Below are 26,832 nucleotides of genomic sequence, written 5' to 3' on the forward strand. Positions count from 1 at the left end.
CGCCCTCCGCTGCCCGCCGGCTAGGTGCGAGCCTGCGAGCCTCGGAGCCCCTGGCGAGGGAACATTGTCGTCTCACCAGGCCCTTCGAGGCTCTCGGCTAGCGCCTCGAGCACCTCAGGGAGCGGGAGGGGCGCCTCGAGCACCTCAGGGAGCTGTCAGAACGGCGGCCACGGAATCGGGCGGTGGCCGGGCGGCAGGGGCATGGCGGTCGTCTCGGCGATCACGAGCGTGCGAAGGGCAAGTGCGTCGATCTCGTCCCCGGTGATGTGCTCGGCCAGATCCGAACGCAGATCGTCGTCCGGCGATTCCAGCCGCCGCGCGAGATCGGCGAGGTCGGCGACGAGGTGCGCGGGCACGGTCTCACCCGCCCAGCCCCAGAGGACCGTGCGCAGTTTGTCCTCGGAATGCAGGCAGATGCCGTGGTCGATGCCGTAGACCCCGCCGTCCAGCCCCTCGAGAACGTGCCCGCCCTTACGGTCGGCGTTGTTGAGGATGACGTCGAGGACAGCCATCCGCTGCAGCCGCGGGTCGTCGGCGTGCACCAGTACCACCGGCTCGCCGATCGAGTCGAACGCTCGCAACACGGCCCGGTAGCCGACCGGAACGGCTCCCGGCGGGCACAGGTCGACCAGGTCCACCCGACCGTCCGGCAACTCACTCGGCGCACTCGGATGCGGGCGGTCGGTGTTGTCGGGTGTGTCGACCCACCGCTGGACCATGCCGAATCCCACGGGACCGTCACGCAGGACCGTCTCCGGGATGACACCCCACCCCAACGCATCGGAGATCAGGTACGACGCCACCTCGCGTCCGGCCAGGGTGCCGTCGGGGAAGTCCCAGAGCGGCACTTCACCCCGGACCGGTTTGTACACGCATCGCAGTTCGACGTCGTCGAGAACGACGTCGCACACGAGGGTCGCGTTACTGGCCGACGGAATCCGTCCCAGAACCACCAACTCGCCTCGTCGGAGGACGTCGACGACCTCCGCCGAGGATGATCCGGAGCCGGCCGGGTGGGGTTCTCCCTCGCCGATGCCCATGGGCTCACCGACCGACATCTCAGGCCCGCGGGCCGGACCCCGGCCCGTCCTCGGCAGACGGGTCGTCCGGCGAGTCGTCTGTCTGGTCGTCCTCCTCGGATGTCTCGAGCAGGCCGGGATCACCCTGGGCGGCCAGGCTGTTGAACACCTCGGGATCGATGAAGTCGAGCGATTTGCTCAGTTCGGCGCCGCGACGGTAGCCGTTGGTCCGCACGCAGAGGTGGCCGTCCGGGTCGAGCGGCTCACCACACATCGGGCACGGCTGACGTCCCGCCGAGATCACCGCGGACGAGCGCGCGGCGAACTCCCGCGCCGCCTCGGTGGACAGGAACACCCGAACGGCGTCGGGCCCCTCCTCGGTGTCGTCGAGCACGACACTCTCGTCGAATTCCCCCTCGGTGATGGCGAGCAGTTCGACCACCACGGCCTCCGACTCGGCGTCCCAGCCCAGCCCCATCGTGCCCACCCGGAACTCCGCGTCGACCGGCATCACCAGCGGACTGAGATCGTCGACCTGGTCGGTCTCCGGAGGTATCGGGGTGCCGAAGCGGCGATGGATCTCGTCGAGGAGTGCGCCGATACGGTCGGCGAGGATCTGGACCTGCTGCTTCTCCAGCATGACGCTGACAATGCGGGTTTCGTGCACGGCCTGGAGGTAAAACGTCCGATCGCCCGGCTGGCCGATGGTCCCGGCGACGAAGCGGTCCGGACTTCGGAACACGTGGATCGCGCGTGACATCACATCACCTCCCTGTCTGTGGGTCCCATTATCCCGCTGCCGGCGCGCTGCCCGCAGGCCCAACCGGCGCAGGCATCTCGTCGTGGGCGGTTCCGGTGCTGCCCCCGACCACCGCGTCATCGGCGGCGTCGTGCGCCGACCCGTTTGAATCGTCGGCGGTGGCACCCGGGTTTGCTTGCACCGGTGGCGGTTTCGGCACCGACAGCACCTCGGTGGTGTTCACCGTGTGCACGTACGGGCGAGTTGAGCCGTAGCGGATCACGCTGATCGACGCCGGATCGACGACGATGCGCTGGAAAGAATCCAGATGCATACCCATCGCGTCGGCGATCACCGACTTGATCACGTCGCCATGCGAACACGCCACCCAGACGCCCGAACCGTCCTCGCCGCCGTAGATGCGGTCGAGCGAGCGGATCGCGGCGACCGCCCGCGCCTGGACGTCCGCGAGTCCCTCGCCGTCCGGGAACACCGCTGCCGACGGCTGCTGCTGGACCACCTTCCACAGCGGTTCGGAGAGCAACTCGCGGATCGGACGGTTGGTCCACCCCCCGTAGTCGACCTCGGCGAGCGCGTCGACCACGACCTCGGGCACATCCTTGCGACCGTCTGAACCGTCGGTGGTCAACGCCGCGAGGAGCGGTGCCACCGTCTCTGCGCATCGCTGCAACGGGGAACGCGCGACGGCCCGGATCTCGTCACGGCAGACGCCGAGCCTGCGGACCAGGTCGTCGGCCTGCGCACGGCCGGTGTCGTCGAGACCCACACCGACGGTTCGTCCGGCGAGCACGCCCGAGGTGTTGGCCGTGGAGCGCCCATGGCGCACCAGAATCACGGTCATGAACCAACCTTAAGCACTGCCGAGGACGCACGTCTCACGTGGCGCTGATGGTCCCGGTCGTCAGCAGGATGATCACGAAGACACCGAGGATCACCCGGTAGGCGCCGAACCAGTTCATCGAGTGATGTCCGACGAACTTCAGCAACCACGCGATGGCCGCATAGCCGACGACGAAGGCGACGAGGGTCGCCACCAGCAACTGAGGTCCGGTCGACTGCATGCCCTCGCCGCTGGGGTGAAAGGCGTCGGGCAGGCTGAACAGGCCCGACGCGGTGACCGCGGGAATCGCGAGCAGGAACGAGAAGCGGAACGCAGCCTCGCGTTCGAGCCCGAGGAACAGCCCGGCGCTCGCGGTTGCGCCCGATCGGGACACGCCGGGCACGAGCGCCAGACACTGGGATGCGCCCATCACGAGTCCGTCGCGCAGGGTCAGCTGCTCCATCGAGCGCCGCTTTGTGCCGTAGCGTTCGGCCAGCCAGAACACACCCGAGAACAGGATCAGCACCGTCGCGACCAACCACAGGTTGCGTCCGGTGGTGCGGATCTCGTCCTTGAACACGAACCCGATCACACCGATCGGGATGGTTGCGAAGATCACATACCAGCCGATGCGGTAGTCGAGTCCGCGTTCGTCGGCGTTGCGCAGCCCGCGAAACCAGGCGGTCACGATGCGCACGATGTCCCGGGCGAAGTACACGAGCACGGCGGCCTCGGTCCCGAGTTGCGTGACCGCGGTGAACGACGCGCCCGCGTCCTCGCCGAACCAGAGTTCGGAGGCGATCCGCAGGTGGCCGGACGACGAGATCGGCAAGAACTCGGTCAAGCCCTGCAATGCACCCAGCACGATCGACTGGGTCCAGGTCATGGTGTCAGACATGCTCGACCCGGCCTGTGTCGATCCGGCCTGTGTTGATCCGGCCTGTGTTGATCGGGCCTGTGTTGATCGGCCCCAGGGTTCTCCGCACAATGCGATTGGCATGAGTCACGGCGCCCGATCGTACGCGGCGCCCGCGGCAGCGCTCGTCGAGCGCACCGACCCGCCGAGTCCGCCCCGACCTCTCTGCGCAGTCTCGGTTCACGCAAGATGGGGTCATGCAGCATTTCCGCGTCCGGGTCGTCGGCGCTCTCGCCGCCGTCGCCCTCACGCTCGTCGTTGCCGGATGCGGTTCGTCGACCGACGACCGCCCGGATGTACCGACCGTGACCCCGGCGAGCGCGCTCGACTCGCCGCCTGCCCGCACCCCCGCCGGGGTCGTCGTGCCCGCCCCGGCCGGTGCGCGGGCGATGGCGCTGTCGGGGCCCACGCTTGCGCTGCTGTCATCGGACGGACGTTCTGTGCAGCGGTATGCCACCGCGTCGCTCCCGAACACACCGACCGGGCCCCGAACAACGACTGGCACCCCGACGCCGACCGCTGAGCTGACGGTGTTGACCGGGGTCGGCGACGGAACCTTCGTCGGCGCCGGACCCGACACCCTGCTACGTATCGACGCGAACGGACGCACCACAGCCACCCCCACCGAGGTCGCCGCGCCCACCGCGGTTGCGGTGACGGCTGATCGGCGCACGGTGATCGGCACCGACACCGGGCATGTCGTCGTCTTCGGTCCCGACGGGGCACGTCAACGTGACATCGCCGGCTTCGTCCGGGTCGACGACCTGACCGTCTCGCCATCCGGCGCAGACCTTGCGGCCGAACAGGTCGTCGTCCTGGACCGGGCACAGTCGTCGGTGACGCCGATCGACCTCGACACCGGGGAACTCGGTCCCGCGTTGCGAGCCGGAAACGGTGCCACGACGTCGACCGTCGACCGCTACGGACGAGTCCTCGTGGCCAACACCCGCGACAACGAGATCATCGGATTCTTCGGCTCGCCGCTGGTGATGCGGTTCCGCTATCCGCTACCCGACGGCCCGTACGCCGTAGACTACGACGACAAGCGAAACCTGCTGTGGGTGTCGACAACCGGGAACAACGAGGTGGTGGCCTATGACCTTGCCGACGGTGAGCCCCGTGAGACGACCCGCTTCTCCTCGGTCACACAACCTGACCGCATCGCCGTCGACGACTCCACCGGGGTGGTTTACGTCCTCTCCGCACGTGACGGCGGATTGCAGGTCGTCGCACCCGCCGGGCAGCGTCCACAGGGGCCGCAGGGCGGGTGATCATGTCGGCTAAGGGACACCGTCACCTGACCCCGCAGGGTCGAGTCGGAGCACGGCTCGGCGCCCGGTATCCGGCGGGCTGGGAGGTCACGTCCGAGGACTACGAGTGCCTGCTGCTCCGGCTTCCACCGGAGGTGACCCGCGTGACCGCGTCGATGCGCCTGGCGCTCGAAGCCGAGTTCGGTGGCTGGGAATTGTCGCGTGTGCGGCTCTACTCGGATGGCACGCGCAAAGTGCTGCTCCGCCGCAAACGTCCGCCACGCCGTCCCGGTCCCGGCCACCCCGATCGAAACCATCCCGGACAGGACGCGACCGCGTGCTGAGAAGAAGCCTGCATGCCGTGAACGGCGTGGCGTACCCGCTGCTGCTCAAACTGATGTTCCTGCTCTCCCCGGAACGGATTCACCACATCGCTTTCACCGCGATCAGCCTCACCGGGCGCGTGGCTCCCCTACGTTTCGGGGCGGCCAGGGTTCTGGCCACCCACGATCCCGTCCTGCGTCAGCGGGTGTTCGGCGTCGACTTCCCCGCCCCGTTCGGGCTCGCGGCCGGCTTCGACAAGTCGGCGGGCGCGGTGAACGCTTGGGGACAGCTGGGTTTCGGCTTCGCCGAGATCGGGACCATCACCGGTCGCGCCCAGCCGGGCAACCCGGCGCCCCGGCTCTTCCGCCTGCCCGCCGATCGCGCGCTGATCAATCGGATGGGCTTCAACAATCCGGGCGCCGACGCGGCAGCCGAACATCTGGCCAAGGTCCGGCCCGGGCCGGTTGCCGTCCCCATCGGAGCCAATATCGGCAAGACCAAGGCCGTAGCCGTCGAGGACGCCGTCGACGACTACCGCTACTCGGCCCGGCTGCTCGGCCCGCTGGCCGACTTCGTCGTCGTGAACGTCAGCTCGCCCAACACGCCCGGCCTGCGCGACCTGCAGGCCGTGGACTCGTTGCGCCCCATCCTCACTGCGGTGCAGGACGAAGTCAGCGTGCCCGTCCTGGTCAAGATCGCTCCCGATCTCGCCGACGATGACATCGACGCGGTCGCCGACCTCGCCGTCGAACTCGGACTGGCCGGCATCGTCGCCACCAACACGACCATCTCTCGAACCGGTCTGCGCACACCCGAGGACGATGTGGCAGCGATGGGTGCGGGTGGCCTGTCGGGCGCGCCGCTCGCCGACCGATCCCTGGCCGTGCTGCGCCGGCTGTACACACGCGTCGGCGGCCGTATCGCCCTGGTCTGCGCCGGTGGCATTGAAACCCCCGACCAGGCGTGGGAGCGCATCTGCGCAGGAGCCGACCTCCTGCAGGGCTACACCGGCTTCATCTACGGCGGACCGTTGTGGGTCAACGAGATCCACAACGGCCTCGCCGAGCGGGTACGGCAGGCCGGCTTCGCTTCCCTCGCCGACGCGGTCGGCAGCGATAATCGGGCCGGCTAAGGGCCTATACGTCTTCGGAAGGCTGTTCGTAGGTGCCGACGATCGTCGCGCGGCCGATCGCATGCGAGAACAGATTGAATCCGAGGTAGGCAGGCGTCGCACCGTCGGGCAACTCCAGCGATGCCACGTCCACCGCGTGCACGACGACGAAGTAGCGATGCGGGCCGTGTCCGGGGGGCGGCGCCGCCCCGATGAAACGCTTCACCGAAGCGTCACCGGCCAGGCTCACCGCGCCGTCGGGCAGGCCGCTGCCGGACTCGTCGCCGGCACCCTCGGGCAGACTCGTCACCGAGGCGGGGATGTCGGCGACCGCCCAGTGCCAGAATCCCGATGCCGTCGGGGCGTCGGGGTCGTACACGGTGACCGCGAAACTCTTGGTGTCCGAAGGGAATCCCGACCAGCTCAGCTGCGGCGACAGGTCTTCTCCCCCGGCACCCATGATGCCGCTCACCTGCTGGTTGCGCAGCGGCCGGCCGTCGGTGACGCTGTCGGAGGTCAGCGTGAAGCCCGGCAGGCTGGGCAACGCGTCATAGGGATCGAAACTCGGCATCGGGTCAACCCTTCTCGTCTGCTGGTGGTGTTCACCACCATATGCGTCTATTGCGGCGCGGTGGTCAACTGTGGTGCAGAAAGTGCTCAAACACTTTGGTGCCGAACAGAAGTGCGTCCACGGGAACCCGCTCGTCGACGCCGTGGAAGAGCGCGGCGAAGTCGAGGTCGGCGGGAAGTTGCAGCGGCGCGAACCCGAAGCAGCGGATGCCGAGCTTGGCGAAGGCCTTCGCGTCGGTGCCGCCGGACAACATGTACGGGACCGTTTTGCCGTCCGGATCGTGAGCGAGGATCGCGTCGTTCATCGCATCGACGAGGTGGCCGTCGAAGGTCGTCTCGTACGAGTCGAGATGGCTGATCCACTCGCGGGTGACGTTGGGTCCGATGAGTTCGTCGATCTCCTTCTCGAACGCGGCCTGCCGCCCGGGCAGCACCCGGCAGTCCACCACGGCTTCGGCCTTCTGCGGGATGACATTGGCCTTGTAGCCCGCCTTGAGCATGGTCGGATTGGCGGTGTCGCGGAGCGTGGCGCCGATGATCCGGGCGAGACTGCCGAGCTTGAACAGCGTGGTGTCGAGGTCCGGCGCGTCGGGTCGCAGATCGAGCCCGGTCTCCTCGGATACGGCGGCCAGGAATTCGGCCACCGAATCGGAGATGACCAACGGAAAGGTGTGGCGACCGATGCGGGCCACCGCCTCGGCGACCTCCGTGACGGCATTGTCGGCGTGCAGGAACGAGCCGTGGCCTGCGGTGGCGTCGGCGGTGAGGCGCATCCAGGCGATGCCCTTTTCGGCGGTTTCCACCAGGTAGAGGCGTCGTTGCGTGCCGTCCGGTCGGTCGACGGTCAGCGAGAAGCCGCCGACCTCACCCACCGCCTCAGTGATGCCCTCGAACAGGTCGGAGCGGTTCTCCACCAGCCAGTGCGAACCCCACTTCCCCCCGGCCTCCTCGTCGGCGAGGAAGGCGAACACGATCTCGCGCGGCGGAACCGTGCCGTCCCGTTTGAACTGGCGGGCCAGCGCCAACGCCATGCCGGCCATGTCCTTCATGTCGATGGCGCCCCGACCCCAGATGTAACCGTCGGCCACCGACCCGGAAAACGGGTGCACGCTCCAGTCGGCGGGTTCGGCAGGCACGACGTCGAGATGGGCATGGACGAGGAGCGCCCCGTGTTCTGAATCGGGCGGACCGGCCAGGCGGGCGAACACATTGCCGCGACCCGGACGCCCGGATTCGACATACTGCGTTGTGTAGCCGACCTCTTCAAGCTGCTGGGCGACCCATTTCGCGCACTCCTCCTCACCCTTGGTGGTCTCCGGTTCCCCGGTGTTGCTGGTATCGAACTGGATCAGCCGGCTGACCAGATCGACCACTTCGTCGACCGCGCGTGGGCCCTCACTCTGGGAAGTCACACCTGTTTCCTACGGGATTTGGGATAGACGGGCAACCTCGGTTATGGTTGTGCGCGCTGTGGTGGCGACCAGTTCGCCGCCGACGCGTCCGAGTGGCGGAATGGCAGACGCGCTAGCTTGAGGTGCTAGTGCCCTATTAACGGGCGTGGGGGTTCAAGTCCCCCCTCGGACACCACCGACAACCCCCGGTCATCGACCGGGGGTTGTCTGCACTCTGGTTCAGTTTGAAAGGCAACGGTATGCGCATATACGCATCCGCGGGCCTATCGATGTCATCGGGGACGGCCATCGGGTGGTCATCGACAGTCGGAAGCGCGATCCGCGCGGCGACGATGATCCACGAAAAATAGGGGAAGAAACTCGTCCCCTATCCCTGGAGTCCTCCCCGCGAACTTTCTCGCGGACGACTCAACAAGCAGGGGCAGAAAGTAGGGGAAAAACCTTCCCCTACTTTCAGTGGTCCGGCGCCTCGCTGACGTGGCCCGTTCGCCTGCCCTTCGAGGCATCCCTCGGCCGGCGCCTCGGGCACCTCAGAGAGCGGTGGGGTGGTGGACGCTTATGCGCAGGCCAGAGCGCTAGTCACCTAACTCTTCGGATCAGGACGGACCGGCGAGCGCGGCGATTCGTCCTGTCGGATAGGGCAATTCGATGCCGTGCTGTTCGTAGGCACGCAGCACGTCGCGGCGGATGCGGCGAGACACCGACCACTGGCTGTTCGGTTTCGTCTTCAATGTCATACGCAGAGTGATCATGTCGGGCGCGACGTCCTGGACGCCGAGCATCTCCGGTTCGGCGAGCACGTCGTCGCGAATACCGTCGTCGCGCACCGCATTCCGTGCGGCCTCCAGCGCGACCTCTTGTGCCCGGTCCACATCTGCGCTGAGTGCGACCGGAACCTCGACCCGGGCGACGGCATACTCCTGACTCATGTTGCCGACGCGGATGATCTCGCCGTTGCGCACGTACCAGAGTGTGCCGTCGATGTCGCGCAGGGTGGTGATCCGCAAACCGACCGACTCGACTTCGCCGGTCGCCTCGCCGAGATCGACGATGTCACCGACGCCGTACTGATCCTCGAGGAGCATGAAGATGCCGCTGACAAAGTCGCGGACAAGGTTCTGCGCACCGAAACCTATTGCGAGACCGACAACTCCGGCCGACGCGATGAACGGCGCGATGTTCACGCCGAGAACGCTGAGGACCGACAGCACCACCCAGACCAGCAGAATCATGGACACCGTCGACTTGAGCACGGACCCGATCGTCCGGGCACGCTGTGCGCGGCGCTCGGCAGCCTCCGGGTTACGTGTTGCCGGCGTCCGTTCACGGAGGTGTCTGATCAGGAACGGCTTCGACGCGCCGTCCCGTCCCCCGGCGCCCGGCCGGCGGGTGGCGCGATCGATCGCCCGGTGCATCACGAATCGAACAATCAAAGCGATGACGACATACGAGGCGATCCGGATTGGATTCTCGATGATCCACTCGCGATTTGTCTCCGTCCATTCGAAAGCAAGGTGAGTAGTCATGTGCACCCACCGTACGGATCTCACACGGGGTGTCGAATCGTCCACGGATGCATACGCGCGAGAATGGGCGGGTGACCCAGCATCTGTTCTTCGACTGCGACACCGGCATCGACGATTCGGTCGCGCTGCTGTACCTGCTGGCCCGGACCGACGTCGATCTCGTCGGTGTGGCCTCGACCGCCGGTAACGTCCCGGTCGACGTCGTCGCAGCCAACAATCTCGCCTGGCTTGCGCTGTGCGGACGCACCGACATCCCCGTGCACGTCGGGTCGGCGTCGCCGCTCGTGGCCGATCTCATGACCACCGAAGACACCCACGGTCCCCTCGGCGTCGGATACGCCGAGCTACCGGCGGCCTCCGTGCTGCCGAGCCCGGTGACCTCCGCCGATGCGTGGATCGACGCGACCCGCGCGCATGCCGGCGAGTTGGTCGGACTGGTCACCGGCCCGCTGACCTCGCTGGCCACCGCCGTCCGCCGCGACCCAGACCTGCCGGGACGACTCCGCCGACTGGTGATCATGGGTGGCGCATTTCACACTCACGGAAACACCACTCCCGTCTCGGAATGGAACGTCGCGGTCGACCCGGAGGCCGCCGCCGAGGTGTTCGCGGCTTTCGGCAGCGGTCCCGCGCCGGCACCGATCGTGTGCGCACTCGACCTCACCGAGTCGGTGGCGCTGACACCCGACCACCTGGTGCGTCTTGCTGCCGCGGCATCGAGTTCGCCGATCGAGTACGCCGATCCGGGCGACGAGCGCGGCTTGCGGTCGGTCGCCGACAATCCCGTCATCCGGCATCTCATGGACGCGCTGCGCTTCTACCTCGAGTTCCATGACGAGCACGACGAGGGGTACATCGCGCATCTCCACGATCCGTTCGCGGCACTGGTCGCACTCGCCCCCGACATCGTGAGCACCATTCCGGCCCGCGTGTCGGTCGAACTGACCGGCACGCACACGCGCGGGATGACGGTCGCCGACGAACGCTCGATGACACCCGGCGGACCCAACGCGCGCATCGCGGTCGCCACCGATGTGGATGCGGTCTTCGACGAGCTCATCGACCGTATCGGACGGTTCGCCAAAGACGTGGTGGCCGAACCGAACTCGCAGCGGCCACCGCAGTGAATCGGAATTCTTCCGACCCGGTCCACCCGCGCGGCGTAGCGTTGCGCCTGTGACACGACTCGGATACCAGATCCCCAACTTCACCTATCCCGGCGTGGAACCCGAGCGACTGTTCCCCGCCATCACTCGTCAGGCGGTCGACGCCGAGACCCACGGATTCGACACGATCTTCGTGATGGATCACTTCTACCAACTGCCGATCCTCGGTACGCCGGATCAGGAGATGGTCGAGTGCTACACGCTGCTCTCGGCACTGGCCCAGCACACGTCCCGGGCGCGGCTGTCGGCCCTCGTGACCGGAAACACCTACCGCAATCCCACCCTGCTCGCGAAGACCGTCACCGCGCTCGACGTGGTGTCGGAAGGACGGGCCCAGCTCGGGATCGGCGCCGGATGGTTCGAACTCGAACACGATGCCCTCGGCTTCGAATTCGGCACATTCACCGACCGTTTCCAGAAGCTCGAAGAAGCCCTCGTGATCATTCTCGGCATGCTGCGCGGCGAACGGCCCAGCCTCGACGGCAAGTGGTACCGCGTTCACGACGCGATCAACTCGCCCGCTCCCCTGGGACGGATTCCGGTGATGATCGGTGGCGGTGGCGAACGCAAGACTCTGCGGCTCGTCGCACAGTATGCCGACGAATCCAACTTGATCTGCGCCCCGAACGAGATCGCACGCAAACTCGACGCCCTCGCCGGCCACTGCGAGACGCTCGGTCGGGACAGGTCGGAAATCACTGTGACACTGCAGACGTCCGCCTGTATCGCACCGACACACGACCAGGCAACGCACGAGTTCGAGGCATATCTCGCACGCAATCCCGCAGCCGAGGTCCGTCGGGCGTCGACGATTGTCGGCGACCCCGACGAGGTGGCGGCCCGCTACACCGATCTGTTGGCCACCGGGATCGACGGCGTGACCGTCAACGCACCGGCGAACTGCCACATCGACGGCCGTGTCGCGCTGCTCGGCCAGACACTCGCCCCGTTGATCACGTAGTTCGCGGAGCTCAGTCGTCTCCGTCGGCCTCGTGATGGTCGAGGTTGACGGTCCCGCTGCGCCAGTACCCGTCCACCTTGACGCGGTTCTTCGGCAGGCCGAGTTCGCGACGGAGGTAACGGCGGATCGGCTTGAGAGAGTTCGCCTCACCGGCCACCCAGCAATAGAACTCGCCGGCCGGCATCTCGTGAGACCGGATGGCGTCGTAGAGCAGCGTGCTGTTTCCGGGTGCCGCGTCGCCGCGATGCAGAACGTGCACCGTGGTCGACGGTCGGTCGGGCAATTCGACCTCGGCGTCGGGCCCGGACACCTCGACGAAGGCGATCACCCGCTTGTCCGCGGGCAGTTCCTCGAGCCAACGCGCCAGCGCCGGGATCGCTGTGTCATCGGCGCCGAGGAGATAGGCGTCGTATCCGGTCGGATAAATGTGCGAGCCGCGAGGTCCGAGCATGCCGAGGCGATCGCCGCGGGTTGCCGTCGCAGCCCAGGACCCGGCGACGCCGTGCGTGTGCACCACGAAGTCGATGTCGAGCAGGCCGGCCGCCCGGTCGAACGCACGCACCGTGTAGTCCCGGTAGATCGGAAACGGCCCCTCGGTGGGCAACTGCATGCCATCCGAGCCGGTTTGGGGCATCTCGACCCGGCCGGTGTCGGGGTGAGCGAAGAAGAGTTTGACGTGGTCGTCGGGCGCCATGTGGACGAAGTGGAAGCCATCCGGTTCGGTGATCCGGAACGTGACCCGCTTCATCTGCGGACTGAGGTCTGCGACCGCCTCGACCTCGATGGTGCGCGCCACGAGATCGTGCATGGTGAGCCGGAGCTCGGTGGAGTGCGGTCGCAGGTCGGTGCCGTTCATGCTTGGTGCCCCATGGGAAGGTGAGACTACCCTAATCGCGAACCGAGAGGAGTCGTGGTGCCGCGCTCGATCTATCTCGACGTGTCCCCGTTGCGGGACAGCGCGCCATTCCGGCGAATCTTTGTCGCACGGTTGATCTCGCTCGTGGCGATCGGTCTACTCCTGGTGTCGGTTCCGGTCCAGATGTGGAATCTCACGCAATCGAGTGCTCAGGTGGGTGCGGCCACCGCAGTCACCGGCGCCACCACCTTCCTCGGAATGCTCGTCGGCGGGACGCTCGCCGACCGTTTCGACCGCAAACGCCTGATCCTGGTGGGCCGCACGGGTGCCGGTGCATCATTTGCCGGTTTGGCCGCAAATGCGTTCGGCGCCTACGGTGGTGAGCCGAGCGTGGCGATCGTCTATCTCCTCGCCGGAGTCGACGGCCTCATCGGCGCTTTGTCCACGTCTGCGTTGATGGCGGCGGTACCGACGCTGATTCCCCGCGAAAAGCTGGTGGCGGTAGGCGCTTTGAGTTCATTGACGGTTCGGCTGGGCACCGCCGTGTCTCCCGGCATCGCCGGTCTCCTGATCGCATCGGCCGGGGTCGAATGGGCGTACGTCACCGCCGCTGCGCTCGCGACGATCACCGTCCTCATCCTGATCGGGCTGCCGGCGATGCCACCGGACGGTCCGCGCATGTCAGACGGACCGCTTCCCGAGCGGCCCTCACTGATGCGCTTCCTGTCGACGACGCCCGTCGTCCCGGGGGTGATGGCGGTTGGGGTGCTCGCGATGCTGGGCGCCGGTGTCGTCGCTCTGCTGCCCGGCCTGGTGGCCGAACGCTTCGGCGGCAGCGCCGCCGTCACGGGTGCGATGTATGCGGCGGTGGCAACCGGTGCGATGATCGCGGCGCTCACCAGTGGCTGGATGACAGATCTGCGTCGCCCCGGACTGGTTTTGCTGGCCGCGCTGATCCTCGCCTTCTCGGCGCAGATACTGTTCGGCCTCGCACCCCTGCTGTGGTTGGCGATCGGTCTGCTGCTCACCGTCGGTTTCCTGGAAGCTGCGCAGGAAGTGTTGCGCTATGCGCTGATCCAGCGGAACACTCCGGGACCGCTGCTCGGTCGGGTGAACGGGATCTGGATGGCGCAGGAGGTCGGCGGCGTGACAGTGGGTGCCGTGGTGGCCGGACTGATCGGCTCCGCATGGGGCGCCTCCGACGCGATCGTCTACTACGGCATCGTGATGGTGGGCTTGTCGATCGCTGCGGCGCTGCTCTTGTCTGGGCTGAGGGGCACACGCGGCCGCAACCCGGCTCAGGTCCGAGGCGACGTGGAGCGCACGAGCAGGTGAGGTTACCCTCACAGGGATGTCAATCGTGAAGTACCTCTCCCAGTTGCTGCGCACGAGTGTCGTCGCCGTGGTGGCGATCGCCGTGTGCTCGATCACCGCCTGTACGGCACCCACCGAGGAGGAGACCCACGAGGTCACGGTGGAACTGCTCGGTGGGCACACGGCAACGGTCGACGTGCCAACGAAGCCCCAGCGCGTGATCAGCCTGCTCAGCAACTGGACCTCGACGCTGGCAGCACTCGACATCCCGATCACCGCCGAGTTCGTTTAAGACGGGTACGGCGGCCCGAACAACTCCTTCCCGTGGACACCCGAACACGACGCGGAGGTGGTGGTGATCCAGGCCGATACACTCCCCACCGTCGACGCGATGGCCCGATTCGAGCCCGACCTCATCATCGCCGGCACCGCCCTCGACGCCGATCGCTTCGCCGCCTACACCAAACTCGCACCGACGATCACCGTGCTGAATCCGAATGGGCCAGTCGACAGTTGGCAGGACATCGCCACCGCAGCAGGCAAGATCTTCGGCAAGGAAACCGCCGCCGCGGACCTTGTTGGACGCACCCAACGCAACGTCGACGCCTTCAAGGCGAAGTACCCTGCCGCGGCAGGCAAGACGTTCACCTACGCGCTGTTTCAGACCACAGGCAGCTTCGGGGCCATCAACTCGACCAAGGATCCCGCTGCCGCTCTCCTCACCGAATTGGGTTTTGTTCTGAATCCGCGTCTCGCTGCCATGAACAAGGGGGCGGTCACACGCTCGCGCTTGTCGGCCGAGCGCATCGACCTCCTCGATTCCGATCTGCTCCTCGCCTACACGCTGGGCGACCCTGCCGCTCTCGCACGAATTCCCGGCTGGAACTCCCTGACCGCGGTGAAGGACGGGACGGTTCTCTACCTCAACAACGACACCTCCCCCGCCTTCAGCGTCCCGAGCGCACCGTCGGTGGACTACGTCATCGCGACGCTGAGTCCCATCGCATCCCGCCTGTGACATTCCGACGCTTCGGCTGCGACATTCCTCCTGCGACATTCCTCCTGCGACATTCCTCCTGCGTGCACTTCATCTACACCCATCGTCGCCGGCGCGGCCGGCATCAGCGGTCCCTGGACACCGTGCGGGACCGATTCGGCATCCGTTGCGGACCACTCGACCCAAGGCCCTCCGAGACCCACGATGACCGCGGGTACGTCGGGCGGGCGGCCGGGTAGGTCAGCGCGTCGGCCAGCCCTGTCGATCGGCCCAGGCGAGGCCCGTGGCCTCGGCCCACGGCCCCAGTCCGTGCCCGGCAGAGTACTGGCGGAAGTCGATGCGCGCACCGTTGCGTCGTGCCTGCTCGACCCAGTTGCGGGTGAGCGGTTCGAATGCCACTGGGTCAAAATAGCCCTGCTGCACCAGCATCGGCGATCCGAAGCCGGCGGTCGGGACACGGGTGTACTCGCGCAGCGCCGGGATCAGCGGGCCGTCGGCGAGCGGGCGTGAGATCAACTGTCCGACAGTGATACCGCGCGTCGCCCGACCCTGGTTGGGGTAGCACAGCGTCTTGGCGTCGTCGACCACCTTGCGCCCCAACGGCGTCAGATACGACGACACCCGCGCATCGGGCCGGGCGGCGTCCAAGCCTGCCATCACATAGGAGAAATACGTGGCGTAGTCGGGAATCGCTACGGGCGGCACTCCCGGACGCAACAACGAGAAGTAGTCGGCGATGTCGACCGGCGGCGCATTGACCAGACCCCCGACGTTCACCAGCTCCGGCGCGTACGACGACGCGATGCGAGTCGCCCAGATCGCGGTGTGCCCGCCCTGGGAGCCGCCGCCGGTCACGTATCCCCGCGAGGTGGTCCCGGACGTCTTCTGCGATACGAGATTGCGCGCCGCACGCACCGAGTCGATGACGTTACGAGCCGCAGTTTGTCCATCGAGGTAGGTGTGCGGCCCGGGACTTCCGATACCCGCATACTCGCTGGCGGCGATGACATATCCGTCACGCAGCCACGGGCCGAGCCAATCGTCGTATCGGCCGCCCATCCGATCGGTCACCGTGCACTTGCCGCCGAGGCCCGCGGTGCCATGTGCGTAGCCCAGCACCCGCCATCCGCCCAATCGCTTCACCGCGGGGATCATCACGGTGCCCCGGACTCCGATGAGCTTTCCGGTGTGATCCGGGGACAGATACGTGACGCGATAGACCTTGCCGGCGCCGGCCACCCGGGCGTCGGGGGCGGCGGTGATGTCAGTGACGCCTACCAGATCCCCCGCACGCGACGGCGCCGCGTCGACGTGCGCGGACCTGGTTGTTGCGATCAGCATCGACACTCCCGCCACCAGGACCGCGATCACCGCGATCCGCGAGAATCTGCCCAACACCAGCCCACCCGACACCCTGACACCTCTCGGCCGATTCTCATCGCACCCGAGCACGTCGGGCGCCTTAGGTCAACCTAAGTGATCTAGCAGCTACGATCAAGCCTCGGTGCTGTCGAATGCCTCGACGATCTCCTGCGCCGCCAGAGCCGGCGTGAGATCGCCCGTGCGCAAACGCTTCTCGACGTCAGTACGGATCGATCGAACCGCCGGGGAGTCGTCGAGCCGGGACAGCACCAGGTCGTGCACCATGGCCCACGTCCAGTCGATTTGCTGCTGATTCCGGCGGGCAACAAACTCGCCTGCCTCCGTCAGTACGCGATTGTGTTCGCGCACGGTGTCCCAGAACTCGGCGACCCCGGAGTTCTCCAGGGCACTCATCGTCAACACCGGCGGCGTCCACAGGGTGTCATGCGGATAGATCATCTTGAGTGCGTTCTTCAGTTCGCGCGCAGCCGATTTCGCTTCGTTGAGGTGTTTGCCGTCGGCCTTGTTCACCACCACGACATCCGCGAGTTCCAGCACACCCTTCTTGATGCCCTGCAACGAATCGCCGGTGCGGGCCAGGGTGAGGAACGTGAACGTGTCGACCATGTTGGCAACCGTCACCTCGGATTGGCCGACCCCGACCGTCTCGACGAGCACGACGTCGAAACCCGCGGCCTCCACCAGCACGATGGATTCGCGGGTCGCCTTCGCGACGCCACCGAGCGTGCCCGAGGTCGGCGACGGACGAATGTAGGCGTCCTTGTGCACCGAGAGCTTCCCCATGCGGGTCTTGTCACCCAGGATCGAGCCACCGGTGCGCGTCGACGACGGATCCACCGCCAGCACCGCGACCTTGTGGCCCTGCTCGATGAGGTGCATGCCGAGCGCCTCGATCGTCGTCGACTTGCCGACGCCTGGGACACCGGTGATGCCCACCCGAAAGGACTTGCCCGCGTGCGGGGTCAGGCGCAGCAGCAGTTCTTGGGCGGCGGCCCGATGATCCGGACGCTTGGACTCGACGAGGGTGATCGCGCGAGCCAGGTCGGCACGCCGGTCGGCGAGAACTGCCTCTTCGAGAGCGTCGACGTCGACAGGTCTGCGCTGTACCGGCGCCTTGGGCACTGGTTGCTCGGCCATCACTCCGATGCGGCTCCGGCCAGCTCCAGGCCGAGGTTGTCGGCCAGCTTCGTGATGAGCTCCACCGCCGAGTCGGCGATCACGGTGCCCGGCGGGAATATCGCGGCAGCACCTGCGTCGTAGAGTTCGTCGAAGTCGCCGGGCGGGATCACCCCGCCCACCACGATCATGATGTCGGGACGCCCGACATCGGCCAGCGCCTGACGCAGCGCGGGCACCAGGGTGAGGTGTCCCGCGGCAAGGGAGGAGACGCCGACGACGTGCACGTCGTTGTCCGCGGCCTGCGCGGCGACCTCCTCCGGCGTGGCGAACAGCGGACCCACGTCGACGTCGAAGCCGAGGTCGGCGAAGGCGGTGGCGATGACCTTCTGGCCGCGGTCGTGACCGTCCTGCCCCATCTTGGCGACCAGCACACGAGGGCGACGACCTTCGGCGTCCGCAAACTTCTTGACGACCTCGATGGCCGCCTCGACGTTGCTCACGTCTCCTGCCTCATGCCGGTACACCCCGCTGATGGTCTTGATCTCTGCCTGATGGCGACCATAGACCTTTTCCATGGCGGCCGAGATCTCACCGACGGTCGCCTGGTGTCGCGCCGCTTCGATGGCCAGGGCCATCAGGTTGTTCTCCATGCCACCCTCGCTGCTGGCCGCAGCACGGGTGAGATCGGCGAGCGCGGCCTCGACAGCCGAGTTGTCGCGCTGTGCCCGAAGGCGTTCCAGCTTCTCGAGTTGCTCGGCGCGCACCTTGGAGTTCTCGACCTTGAGGACCTCGATCTCCTCGTCGTCGGCCACCTGGTACTTGTTCACGCCGACCAGCGGCTGCTGCCCGGAATCAATCCGAGCCTGCGTGCGGGCGGCCGCCTCTTCGATGCGCAGCTTCGGCAGACCCTCGTTGATGGCCTGTGTCATACCGCCGGTGGCCTCGACTTCGCGGATGTGCTCGCGCGCCTTCTGGGCCAGCTGATGGGTGAGCCACTCTACGTAGTTCGATCCGGCCCACGGATCGATCGGTCGCGTCGTCCCCGACTCCTGCTGCAACAACAGCTGCGTGTTACGTGCGATGCGTGCCGAGAAGTCGGTGGGCAACGCGATCGCCTCGTCGAGCGCGTTGGTGTGCAGCGATTGCGTGTGGCCCTGGGTGGCGGCCATCGCCTCGATGCAGGTGCGCGCGACGTTGTTGAACACGTCCTGTGCGGTCAGCGACCATCCCGATGTCTGCGAATGTGTACGCAGCGACAGCGATTTGGCGCTCTTGGGCTCGAAGTCGGCAACCAGCTCGCTCCACAGCAGACGCGCGGCGCGAAGCTTGGCGACCTCCATGAAGAAGTTCATGCCGATGCCCCAGAAGAACGAGAGACGCGGCGCGAACTTGTCGATGTCGAGTCCCGCCTCGAGCCCGGCCCGGATGTACTCGACGCCGTCGGCGAGCGTGTACGCGAGTTCGAGGTCGGCGGTCGCCCCGGCTTCCTGAATGTGATAGCCGGAGATGGAGATCGAGTTGAACTTCGGCATCTTCTGGCTGGTGTACTCGAAGATGTTGGAGATGATCCGCATCGACGGCTTCGGCGGATAGATGTAGGTGTTGCGGACCATGAACTCTTTGAGAATGTCGTTCTGGATGGTCCCGGCGAGCTTCTCCGGCGGCACACCCTGCTCCTCGGCGGCCACCACGTACAGCGCGAGGATGGGCAGCACCGCACCGTTCATCGTCATCGACACCGACACACTGCCGAGGTCGATGCCGTCGAACAGCTGGCGCATGTCGAGGATCGAGTCGATCGCGACGCCGGCCATGCCGACGTCACCGGCGACGCGCGGATGGTCGGAGTCGTAGCCGCGGTGGGTGGCGAGGTCGAAGGCGACCGACAGACCCTTCTGTCCCGCAGCCAGATTGCGCCGGTAGAACGCATTGGATTCCGCGGCGGTCGAGAAGCCGGCGTACTGGCGAATCGTCCACGGCTGATTGACGTACATCGTCGGATACGGACCGCGGATGAACGGTGCCGCACCCGGAATCGAGTCGAGCGGATAGGCGTGCTCGGAGTCGTGGGTGATCGCATCACGATCCGAGCGGGTGTACAGAGGTGCGACGTCGATCTGTTCCGGCGTGTTCCAGGTGACCTGGTCGACGGTGTAGCCGTGTGCGCCTGCGAGTTCTTCGACGGCCGCCGAGCCGTCGACAGCCGAACTCTCCGGTGCGGCAACCGCATCGGTGAGTGACACGTCGGCGAAGGAGGGCACTGCTGCAGTGGTCGGTTCGGTCTGGGTCATGATGATGCTCCCACCGGCGCGGATGCGCCCGCTGTCTCGTCGAGCTGGTCGAGCAGTTCGGTCAGGGTGGCCACTGCGTCGATGCCGACGCGCAGCGATCCGTCGGGACGGTCGTCGGATTCCGGCCATTCCCGGTCGGGCCCCGCCAACAACACGCGCCCGACTCCGGCTGCGCGAGCCGCGGCCAGCGCCGCGGGTCCGTCGTCGGCGTAGCGCGACTTGGTGCCACAGATGACCGCGATCGTCGCGCCCGAGTCGGTGACGGCCGCGCCGATCGTCTCCGACGTGAGCGGTCCGGGATTGACCGCGGAGATGCCGCCCGAAGCCAAGAGATTGGCGACGAACGTCGTGCGGCCGTTGTGTTCGGCGACGCTGCCGAGCGGGATGAGCAGAATCGACGGTCGGGTGCCGCGTTCCGCCAGGATCGCGTCGGAGCGGTCGCGGAGTGCTTCGAACGGACGGCCGATGCGCGCCAGCTTCGGTGTGCCGGTCACCAGCCCCGCCGTGGTGCCCGAGACGGTGGTCCCGGAAGCAGTGGCACCCAGCGGGCGCTCGTCGAGGTTCGGGAACTCGTTGACGCCGGTGACCGAGGTGCGGCGGTGTGCGACCTCGACGTCACGTGCGGCGAGGGACGTGGCGACCCGATCGGCCACCCAGCCGCTCTCGAGAGCGTCGCGGTATCCGCCGGCGGCCTCGACCTCGGTGAACACCGCCCACGCGTTCGTGGCCAGATCGTCGGTGAGGGATTCGATGAACCAGGAGCCACCGCCGGGATCGAGCACCTTCCCGAGGTTGGATTCCTCCAGGAGCAGGAGTTGGGTGTTGCGGGCGATTCGTCGGGAGAAGGTCGCGCTGGAGGTCCGGAGATCGGGCGGGAGCGCGGCGTCGTAACCGAGGACCGTCACCTGGTCGGCACCTCCGACACCGGCACCGAATGCGGCGATGGTGCTGCGCAGCATGTTGACCCAGGGGTCGCGCTGGCTGAACATCGACAGGTCGGTGACCGCATGGGTCAGCGCACCACCCGATTCGCGGGCGCCGAGCACATCGGCGACGCGGGCCCAGAGTGTGCGCAGCGCACGGAGTTTGGCGATGGTGGCGAACTGGTCGTCGTCGGCCGAGACCCCGAAGGTGATCTGCTCGAGAGCCGCAGACACATCGAGGCCGGCGTCGGTGAGATCACGGAGGTGCGCGACAGCAGCTGCGACGACCAGGCCCAGTTCGAGCCCGTTGTCGGCGCCCGCGGTGGCGAAATCGGCGCCGTCCACACGGAATGTCCGCACCCCGGCCGGTAGTTCGTCGGCCGCGAGGGCCACGGCCGCCGCATTGTCGACCGTGGGTCGGCCCGAGAAGGCCGCCGTGAGTGGTGAGAGCCCGAAGGAATGGGTGGTCCCCGCGGTGACCGGTGCCGCCTGTGGTGCGGCGGCCGCGGTGGTGCGCAGGGCGAGCAATGTCCGTGCGGCGTCGATTCCCGATTCGCCTGCGTCGAGGGTCACCGGCACGAGGTCGAGGTAGACGCCGGCGAGCACGGTCTCCAGATCATCGGGACCGATCCCCTTGCCGACCGTCAGCCACAAACCGCTCGTGCCGTTGGTCATCGCCTCGAGGATCTGCTCGTTGACGTCCTCGGGCGCAGTGTCGTCGTCGCCGAAGCGTTCGGTGACCCGCCAGCCGACGTTCACGTCGCGCTGGGGATCACTGCCGCGCACGAACGGGAAGTGACCGGGCAGGCCGGGCTCGGCCGTTTCATCGCGCCGCGTGTACAGCGGCCGGATGGTGAGTCCGTCGGGGGTCGCGGTCGACAGCAACGTCTCTGCATCGTCCGGAAGGTCGGCGACGTCGACACGGCGCGATTTCGCGAGAACCGCAGCGGCGGCCTCCGACCACGCGAGGTAGGCGTCCTCGAGGGTGGTCTCGGATTTCTGATGGTCAGTTTGTTCTGACATGTGGGGTAGCACACCTCCGGTGATGCTCTGTGCGAGCGCGTACATGACCTTAGCCGATCGATCGCTCGGCCCGGCCATCGAGGCCGCGACGGTGACCAATTGCACGCCTCGTCGACACGTAGAGTGGCGGGAATGTCCGATAGTTCCCCGACGCCGCAGGTTGGCACGCCGGAGGGTGCTGCGCCGCCGACGCGAGTGCGCGTCGATCGTCGCGCACTCCGTGCCGCGGGAATCGCGACCGCGGTGGTCGTGGTCGTGCTGGTCAGCGCCTATCTCCTGCCGACGCCGTCGGTGTCGGTGGTGCGTTCGTGGGGCGAGAGCCTCGGACCATGGTTCGTCTGGGTGTTCTTCGCGGCCTATGCGGTGGTCACGATCGCACCGATTCCGCGCTCGACGTTCACCGTGATGTCGGGAATCTTCTTCGGTCCGGTGGTCGGGTTCACCGGCGCGATCATCGCGTCGGCGATCGCCGCTGTTGCCGCATTCCTGCTGGTACGCAGCGTCGGCAGGGAGAGAGTCAAACCGTACTTGAAGAAGCCGGTGGTGGCGGCGGTCGAATATCGACTCGAGCGCCGTGGCTGGTTGGCCGTCGGTTCGCTTCGCCTCATCGCGGCGTGCCCGTTCTCGGTCACCAACTACTGCTCGGGACTCTCGTCGGTGCGGCTGCTGCCGTACACGATCGCGAGTGTGATCGGCATGGCCCCGGGAACCGCCGCCGTTGTGTTCCTCGGTGACGCTCTGACCGGTGCCCGCAATCCCGGGTATCTGGTGCTGACGGGACTGCTGTTCGCGGTCGGGATCGTGGGATTGATTCTCGACGCCCGCTTGCCGGTCCGGTCCAAGTAGACCTTGATCGAGCAAAATCAAGCGTGGGAACTTGATCCACAATCCCTACTGGAGCCCAGATCAAGGTAATATCCTTGATTGTGAAGAATCAAGCTCCTAGACTTGATGCGTGTACGTCATGACGGTCGACCAACGCGGCAGCCGAACCGACATCGATCGGGTCGACGAACTCCTCACCCATGTCGCCGATGCCGACGTCGTCCGCCCGTTCGAACGGACCGCCGGCGACGAGGTGCAGGCCGTCCTCGCCGATCCGTCCGCTGTCACTGCACTGGTGGTCGACCTGGTGGCCGACGGCCATTGGAGCGTCGGCGTCGGCACCGGCGCTGTGACCCTCCCGCTGCCCGCGTCGACGCGGGCAGGGCGCGGGCCCGCTTTCGAGTTCGCACGCGAAGCGGTCGACGCCGCCAAGCTCCAGCGCATTCCACTCGCCGTGCGCGGTCCCTCCGTGCGCTGGTGCACTCACGTACAGACCGCCGCCCGACTCCTCGCCGACGTGGTCGGTCGCCGCAGTACGGCCGGGTCGGCAGCGGTCGCGCTGGTACGCGCGGGATTGACTCAAGTCGAGGCCGCCGAGCGGCTCGGCATCACTCCACAGGCGATGTCCCAGCGACTACGGGCTGCTGGGTGGGACATCGAGACGGACGCCCGCTCCCTCATCGAGGATCTGCTCGCCGAGGCCGATCGCGACGCAGGCGCAGCCCGATGATCGTCACCGCGATCACCTTGCTCGCTGTTGTGGCCATCGTGCCGATCGTCGTGGCCCTCGGCCGATCCCGTATCCCGTCGTGGCGAGCGCATTCGACGAGGGTCGACGTCGGCGCCGGCGCGCTGCTCATCACCTTGGCCGGAGTCGCTGCACTGTTCGCACTACCGGCAGCGCATGCGGCCGGCGCGGGACTGGTCCTCGCCCGAATCTGCGCGCTGGCAGCAGCGGTGACCGGTGGTGCTCCGGTTGTGCGCTCGGTTCTCGCGGCCGGAGGTGTCGTCCCTCGACCACCCGGTGATGGCAATGCCGATCCCGACGCGGCCGGACCGCTGCGGGGCGGTCGGGTCATCGGGTATCTCGAACGACTCGCGGTGGCCGGAACCCTGTTGGCCGGCTGGCCGGAGGGGCTCGCGATCATCCTGGCGGTCAAGAGCCTCGCGCGCTTCCCCGAACTGCGCGCGCCGCATGCGTCGGAGCAATTCATCATGGGCACGTTCGCCTCGGTGCTCTGGGCAGTCTCGATGGTCGGCATCGGGCACCTGATCGTCGTGTGATCCGAGGAGTTGGGCACCTGTGTTCAGTCCGGCGGCAATCCCGCCAAGATCCGAGCCAGATGATAACCGGACACCCGAAGCTGCCAGTTGGATCCGTTGCGCGGGTAGTCCGCGTGCGTGTGGGCGCCCTCTCGCTCGATTCCGTCCGGGGTGGTGCGCGGGTTGACGTCGAGCCGGCGCAGGTTCGTGGTCAGCGGTGCGGGGCCGTTGAGACCAAAACGCTTGCGTGTCTGGAACTTCGCGATCCAGTCCCGGTCGCCCTGCATGACGAAACCGTGTCCCGGTGCCAGCCCGAGCTCGGCCTCGGTGCCCGCCTCGAATCCCGGTGAACCGTAGAACGCGGCGTCGTCGATGGGATGTCCACCGGGCTGCTGGAGCGCGATGCCTTGCGTCAGCGATCCGTAGGAGTGTCCGAACGCGGACAGATGCGGATCGTCTTTGTTCGACGTGGCGTCGAGGCCACGATAGAACTCGACGAGGTCGGGTGCGCCGTTGGTGGCCCGATCCTGTTGTGCCACTTCGAAAAAGCTCCAACCGGGCAATCGGGTTCCGCGATTGTCCGGCGGTTCGTAGCCCAGCCACATGATGGTGGACACCGTCTCCCCGTGACGTCCCGGTGTCAGCCGCAACTGTCGATACGCTTCGTCACGCAGCGACTCGATCTCCCCCATCGCCCCGGGGAAACTGTCGCGGATGTTGGTGTCCATGCCCGGCGTGGTCACCGAAACATGGTCGGCGTCATCCGGATTGCCGATGGCGACGGCCGCCTTCCCCTGCTCCCCCGAAGCCATGTCCAGCAGGAGCAGCATGCGCCCGTCCGGGTTCTGCCGGCTCCACGGCTTGTCGCCGATGAGTTCCTGTAACCGCTCGACGTCGGCGATCTTGCGTTCGACCTGCTTGAGACCGGCGTCCTCGTTGGTGAAGAGCCCACCGAACAGGTGGCGGTCGACCTGTTTGCGCATCCGGTCCCGCACCTCCCGCAGGTGCGAGCGAACCCCCGCGAGCCGCGACAGGTTCACCTCGTGCCGGACGTCACTCGGGATTCCGGGAGCATTGCCGAGCCACTCGGGATGGGTGGCGATCAGCGCGCGCTGCTGGTCGGCCGGCAGCGCATCCCAATCGGCACGCACCGCCGCCGGGGTCGCACCCTTCGGCGGCGGAGCGGGAACCAGGCCACCCTGCGTGGCGCCGATCTGCAGGGCATCGGCCACATTCGACGCCGCACGAGCGCTGATCCGACCGTCACGAATGGCGGTGAGGATGCGGTCGGCCTCGGCGACGACATCGTCGGCCTGATCGATCAGGGCCCGCGCCGACACCTCAAGCCGAGACCGCAGGCGGTTCCGCTGGGGATCGGTCGCCGGGTCGGGTGCCGCGGGGTCGCCGGTCACGCTGCCATCGGGCGCGATCGTCATCGACGACGCGCCCGCCATTCCCCGCAGCGCAGCGAGTCGCGTGTGGAGATGTCCGACCGCGACCGACGTGTCCATCGCGAGCCGGCGAGCCGCGCCGACGGCTGCCGCGGTGTCGAGTTGATCGGCCGGTCGGTCCGACATCAACGGCGAGTCGTCGCCGGCGGCGAACCAGGCCGGCAGCCGGTCGGCCGTGGCGAGCACATCCGACAATTCGCCAGGACTCCGCACGTCCAGATGTGTTGCGATGGTGTCGAGTTCGCCGGCGTCCCAATTCTCGATCCCAGTGAGATCCATCCCGGTCAGGTTCACCGAGGGTGTCAGCTCTGCTGGTTGTCGGGTAGCGGCGGCTCACTCGACGAATCGGGATAGACCGGCCCGGGCGCAATCGCCTCCGGGTCCGGCAGTCGTGAACGCTCAACGCGTCTGGGTACTTCCGGTTCGACGGGCGTGCGCGCCACGGCTTCCGCCTCGGCGACCGCCTGCGCCACCTTGGGATCCGACGTGAGGGAGAACCAGTCCTCGGTCTCCGACTCGTCCACCTCGGGTACCGGCTCGTCGGTCGACTGATAACGGAAGACCCCGTCATCGCCCTGCACCCCAAAGGATTTGGCGAAGCTCTGCAACGCGGACCCGAAGTCGGACGGCACCACCCACACCGTGCTGCCCTCACCCTTGGCCATCTCGGGCAATTGCTGCAAGTACTGGTAGGCAAGCAATTCCGGCGTCGGCTTGCTCGACTTGATGGCGGCGAATGTCTTCTCGATCGCCTTGGCCTCGCCCTGGGCATTCAGATAGGCGGCGGCGCGATCGCCTTGGGCGCGCAGAATCCGCGACTGCCGTTCCGCCTCGGCACCCAGAATCGCTGCCTGCTTGGCGCCCTCGGCGGCCAGGATCTGGGATTGCTTGGCGCCCTCGGCCGTCTTGATCGCCGACTCGCGCTGGCCCTCGGCCGCGAGGATGGTCGCCCGCTTCTCGCGGTCGGCCTTCATCTGCTTCTCCATCGATTCCTGGATCGACGGTGGCGGCATGATCGACTTCAGTTCCACCCGGGCCACCCGTAGGCCCCACCGGCCGGTCGCCTCGTCGAGCACACCGCGCAGCTGCCCGTTGATCGAGTCGCGCGACGTCAGCGTCTCCTCGAGGGTCATGCCGCCGACCACGTTGCGCAGGGTCGTGATGGTCAGCTGTTCGACGCCGGCGATGTAGTCGTCGATCTCGTAGACGGCCGACCGCGGATTGGTGACCTGGAAATACACCACCGTGTCGATCGAGAGCGTCAGGTTGTCCTCGGTGATGACCGGCTGCGGCGGAAACGACACCACGCGTTCACGGATGTCGACCCGCGCACGTATCCGATCGATGAACGGCACCAGCAATGTCAGCTGCCCCGAGACGGTACGGGTGTACCGACCAAGGCGCTCGATCACCGCAGCCTGCGCCTGCGGGATCAGCGCCACCGACTTGACCAGCACCACAACCACGAGCAGCGCGAACAGAACCAGGATTCCCAGAGCCAGATACTCCATCACACAACACCTTTCCGCCGTATCGCGAACACCGCGGGCCG

24 protein-coding genes, 1 tRNA gene and 1 pseudogene are annotated in these 26,832 nt (G+C 67.0%); 12 read left to right on the forward strand and 14 right to left on the reverse strand.

Annotation, left to right across the window (positions count from 1 at the left end; translation table 11 throughout):
- Positions 1-155 precede the first annotated feature (155 nt).
- The 4 genes from ACWDTF_RS12420 to ACWDTF_RS12435 are packed head-to-tail and all read right to left on the reverse strand — an operon-like array spanning position 156 to position 3,497.
- Positions 156-1,040 (reverse strand): SCO1664 family protein, encoded by an 885-nt coding sequence (locus ACWDTF_RS12420; RefSeq protein WP_355277456.1) that lies wholly within the window; start codon positions 1,038-1,040, stop codon positions 156-158.
- Positions 1,041-1,059: 19 nt separating this feature from the next.
- Positions 1,060-1,779 (reverse strand): DUF3090 domain-containing protein, encoded by a 720-nt coding sequence (locus tag ACWDTF_RS12425; protein WP_240857311.1) that lies wholly within the window; start codon positions 1,777-1,779, stop codon positions 1,060-1,062.
- A gap of 28 nt (positions 1,780-1,807) precedes the next feature.
- A complete protein-coding gene (locus tag ACWDTF_RS12430; protein WP_240857312.1) occupies positions 1,808-2,620 on the reverse strand; it encodes an MSMEG_4193 family putative phosphomutase in 813 nt (270 codons plus the stop codon).
- A gap of 34 nt (positions 2,621-2,654) precedes the next feature.
- The gene (locus ACWDTF_RS12435; protein ID WP_240857313.1) at positions 2,655-3,497 is read right to left on the reverse strand and encodes an undecaprenyl-diphosphate phosphatase; all 843 of its coding nucleotides are present in this window, start codon (positions 3,495-3,497) and stop codon (positions 2,655-2,657) included.
- 215 nt (positions 3,498-3,712) lie between these two features.
- Between ACWDTF_RS12435 and ACWDTF_RS12440 the strand changes: the two genes are divergently transcribed.
- From ACWDTF_RS12440 to ACWDTF_RS12450, 3 genes are read left to right on the forward strand one after another with little or no spacing between them, the layout of a single operon-like run.
- The gene (locus ACWDTF_RS12440; protein WP_240857314.1) at positions 3,713-4,786 is read left to right on the forward strand and encodes a YncE family protein; all 1,074 of its coding nucleotides are present in this window, start codon (positions 3,713-3,715) and stop codon (positions 4,784-4,786) included.
- Between the two features lie 2 nt (positions 4,787-4,788).
- Positions 4,789-5,109, forward strand: coding sequence for a DUF5703 family protein (locus ACWDTF_RS12445; protein ID WP_240857315.1), 321 nt, complete (start codon positions 4,789-4,791; stop codon positions 5,107-5,109).
- A 17-nt stretch (positions 5,110-5,126) separates the two neighbouring features.
- Positions 5,127-6,221: a quinone-dependent dihydroorotate dehydrogenase gene (locus ACWDTF_RS12450; protein ID WP_355277460.1), complete on the forward strand. Its 1,095-nt coding sequence runs from the start codon at positions 5,127-5,129 to the stop codon at positions 6,219-6,221.
- Positions 6,222-6,225: 4 nt separating this feature from the next.
- Here the strand turns inward: ACWDTF_RS12450 and ACWDTF_RS12455 are convergent, their stop codons facing one another.
- Both ACWDTF_RS12455 and ACWDTF_RS12460 read right to left on the reverse strand, forming a co-directional pair.
- Entirely contained in the window at positions 6,226-6,771 is a 546-nt protein-coding gene (locus tag ACWDTF_RS12455) for a YbhB/YbcL family Raf kinase inhibitor-like protein (RefSeq protein ID WP_240857316.1), read from the reverse strand.
- Between the two features lie 64 nt (positions 6,772-6,835).
- Positions 6,836-8,182 carry a M20/M25/M40 family metallo-hydrolase gene (locus ACWDTF_RS12460; protein ID WP_240857317.1) on the reverse strand — a complete coding sequence of 449 codons (1,347 nt, stop codon included), beginning with the start codon at positions 8,180-8,182 and terminating at the stop codon, positions 6,836-6,838.
- An 86-nt stretch (positions 8,183-8,268) separates the two neighbouring features.
- On the opposite strand from ACWDTF_RS12460, the gene ACWDTF_RS12465 reads away from it, so the two are divergent.
- A tRNA-Leu gene (locus tag ACWDTF_RS12465) sits at positions 8,269-8,357 on the forward strand.
- Between the two features lie 421 nt (positions 8,358-8,778).
- Here the strand turns inward: ACWDTF_RS12465 and ACWDTF_RS12470 are convergent.
- Positions 8,779-9,708, reverse strand: coding sequence for a mechanosensitive ion channel family protein (locus ACWDTF_RS12470; RefSeq protein WP_240857318.1), 930 nt, complete (start codon positions 9,706-9,708; stop codon positions 8,779-8,781).
- Between the two features lie 71 nt (positions 9,709-9,779).
- Here ACWDTF_RS12470 and ACWDTF_RS12475 point away from each other — a divergent pair, with 71 nt between their 5' ends.
- Positions 9,780-10,835, forward strand: a complete 1,056-nt coding sequence (locus ACWDTF_RS12475) for a nucleoside hydrolase (RefSeq protein WP_308221029.1) — start codon at positions 9,780-9,782, stop codon at positions 10,833-10,835.
- A 49-nt stretch (positions 10,836-10,884) separates the two neighbouring features.
- Positions 10,885-11,835: an LLM class F420-dependent oxidoreductase gene (locus ACWDTF_RS12480; protein WP_355277464.1), complete on the forward strand. Its 951-nt coding sequence runs from the start codon at positions 10,885-10,887 to the stop codon at positions 11,833-11,835.
- 10 nt (positions 11,836-11,845) lie between these two features.
- Here the strand turns inward: ACWDTF_RS12480 and ACWDTF_RS12485 are convergent, their stop codons facing one another.
- Positions 11,846-12,691 (reverse strand): siderophore-interacting protein, encoded by an 846-nt coding sequence (locus ACWDTF_RS12485; protein ID WP_240857321.1) that lies wholly within the window; start codon positions 12,689-12,691, stop codon positions 11,846-11,848.
- A 54-nt stretch (positions 12,692-12,745) separates the two neighbouring features.
- Here ACWDTF_RS12485 and entS point away from each other — a divergent pair, with 54 nt between their 5' ends.
- The 3 genes and pseudogenes from entS to ACWDTF_RS12500 form a co-directional block, all read left to right on the forward strand.
- Positions 12,746-14,026, forward strand: a complete 1,281-nt coding sequence (gene entS, locus ACWDTF_RS12490) for an enterobactin transporter EntS (RefSeq protein WP_355277467.1) — start codon at positions 12,746-12,748, stop codon at positions 14,024-14,026.
- 16 nt (positions 14,027-14,042) lie between these two features.
- Complete coding sequence (locus tag ACWDTF_RS12495) at positions 14,043-14,297, forward strand: hypothetical protein (protein ID WP_355277469.1); 255 nt, start codon at positions 14,043-14,045, stop codon at positions 14,295-14,297.
- Positions 14,298-14,333: 36 nt separating this feature from the next.
- Positions 14,334-15,023, forward strand: a pseudogene (locus tag ACWDTF_RS12500) (ABC transporter substrate-binding protein); the annotation flags it as partial.
- 219 nt (positions 15,024-15,242) lie between these two features.
- On the opposite strand, the gene ACWDTF_RS12505 reads toward ACWDTF_RS12500, so the two are convergent.
- From ACWDTF_RS12505 to ACWDTF_RS12520, 4 genes are all read right to left on the reverse strand, one after another.
- A complete protein-coding gene (locus tag ACWDTF_RS12505) occupies positions 15,243-16,415 on the reverse strand; it encodes a lipase family protein (protein WP_355277472.1) in 1,173 nt (390 codons plus the stop codon).
- 81 nt (positions 16,416-16,496) lie between these two features.
- On the reverse strand, positions 16,497-17,522 hold the full coding sequence (gene meaB, locus ACWDTF_RS12510) for a methylmalonyl Co-A mutase-associated GTPase MeaB (protein WP_240857324.1): 1,026 nt from the start codon (positions 17,520-17,522) through the stop codon (positions 16,497-16,499).
- Complete coding sequence (gene scpA, locus ACWDTF_RS12515; RefSeq protein ID WP_355277474.1) at positions 17,522-19,795, reverse strand: methylmalonyl-CoA mutase; 2,274 nt, start codon at positions 19,793-19,795, stop codon at positions 17,522-17,524. Before scpA ends, meaB begins: the two co-directional genes overlap by 1 nt.
- Positions 19,792-21,741: a methylmalonyl-CoA mutase family protein gene (locus tag ACWDTF_RS12520; RefSeq protein ID WP_355277477.1), complete on the reverse strand. Its 1,950-nt coding sequence runs from the start codon at positions 21,739-21,741 to the stop codon at positions 19,792-19,794. Before ACWDTF_RS12520 ends, scpA begins: the two co-directional genes overlap by 4 nt.
- A 132-nt stretch (positions 21,742-21,873) precedes the next feature.
- On the opposite strand from ACWDTF_RS12520, the gene ACWDTF_RS12525 reads away from it, so the two are divergent.
- The 3 genes from ACWDTF_RS12525 (at position 21,874) to ACWDTF_RS12535 (ending at position 23,850) form a co-directional block, all read left to right on the forward strand.
- The gene (locus ACWDTF_RS12525) at positions 21,874-22,587 is read left to right on the forward strand and encodes a TVP38/TMEM64 family protein (RefSeq protein WP_240857327.1); all 714 of its coding nucleotides are present in this window, start codon (positions 21,874-21,876) and stop codon (positions 22,585-22,587) included.
- A gap of 109 nt (positions 22,588-22,696) precedes the next feature.
- Positions 22,697-23,296, forward strand: coding sequence for a SatD family protein (locus tag ACWDTF_RS12530; RefSeq protein WP_240857328.1), 600 nt, complete (start codon positions 22,697-22,699; stop codon positions 23,294-23,296).
- Positions 23,293-23,850 carry a hypothetical protein gene (locus ACWDTF_RS12535; RefSeq protein ID WP_240857329.1) on the forward strand — a complete coding sequence of 186 codons (558 nt, stop codon included), beginning with the start codon at positions 23,293-23,295 and terminating at the stop codon, positions 23,848-23,850. The genes ACWDTF_RS12530 and ACWDTF_RS12535 overlap by 4 nt, the downstream gene beginning before the upstream one ends.
- 23 nt (positions 23,851-23,873) lie before the next feature.
- Here the strand turns inward: ACWDTF_RS12535 and ACWDTF_RS12540 are convergent, their stop codons facing one another.
- The gene (locus tag ACWDTF_RS12540) at positions 23,874-25,559 is read right to left on the reverse strand and encodes an alpha/beta hydrolase (RefSeq protein WP_240857330.1); all 1,686 of its coding nucleotides are present in this window, start codon (positions 25,557-25,559) and stop codon (positions 23,874-23,876) included.
- 23 nt (positions 25,560-25,582) lie between these two features.
- Positions 25,583-26,791: an SPFH domain-containing protein gene (locus ACWDTF_RS12545; protein WP_240857331.1), complete on the reverse strand. Its 1,209-nt coding sequence runs from the start codon at positions 26,789-26,791 to the stop codon at positions 25,583-25,585.
- Between the last annotated feature and the right edge of the window lie 41 nt (positions 26,792-26,832).

This window comes from Gordonia sp. NPDC003422 (genome assembly GCF_053588675.1).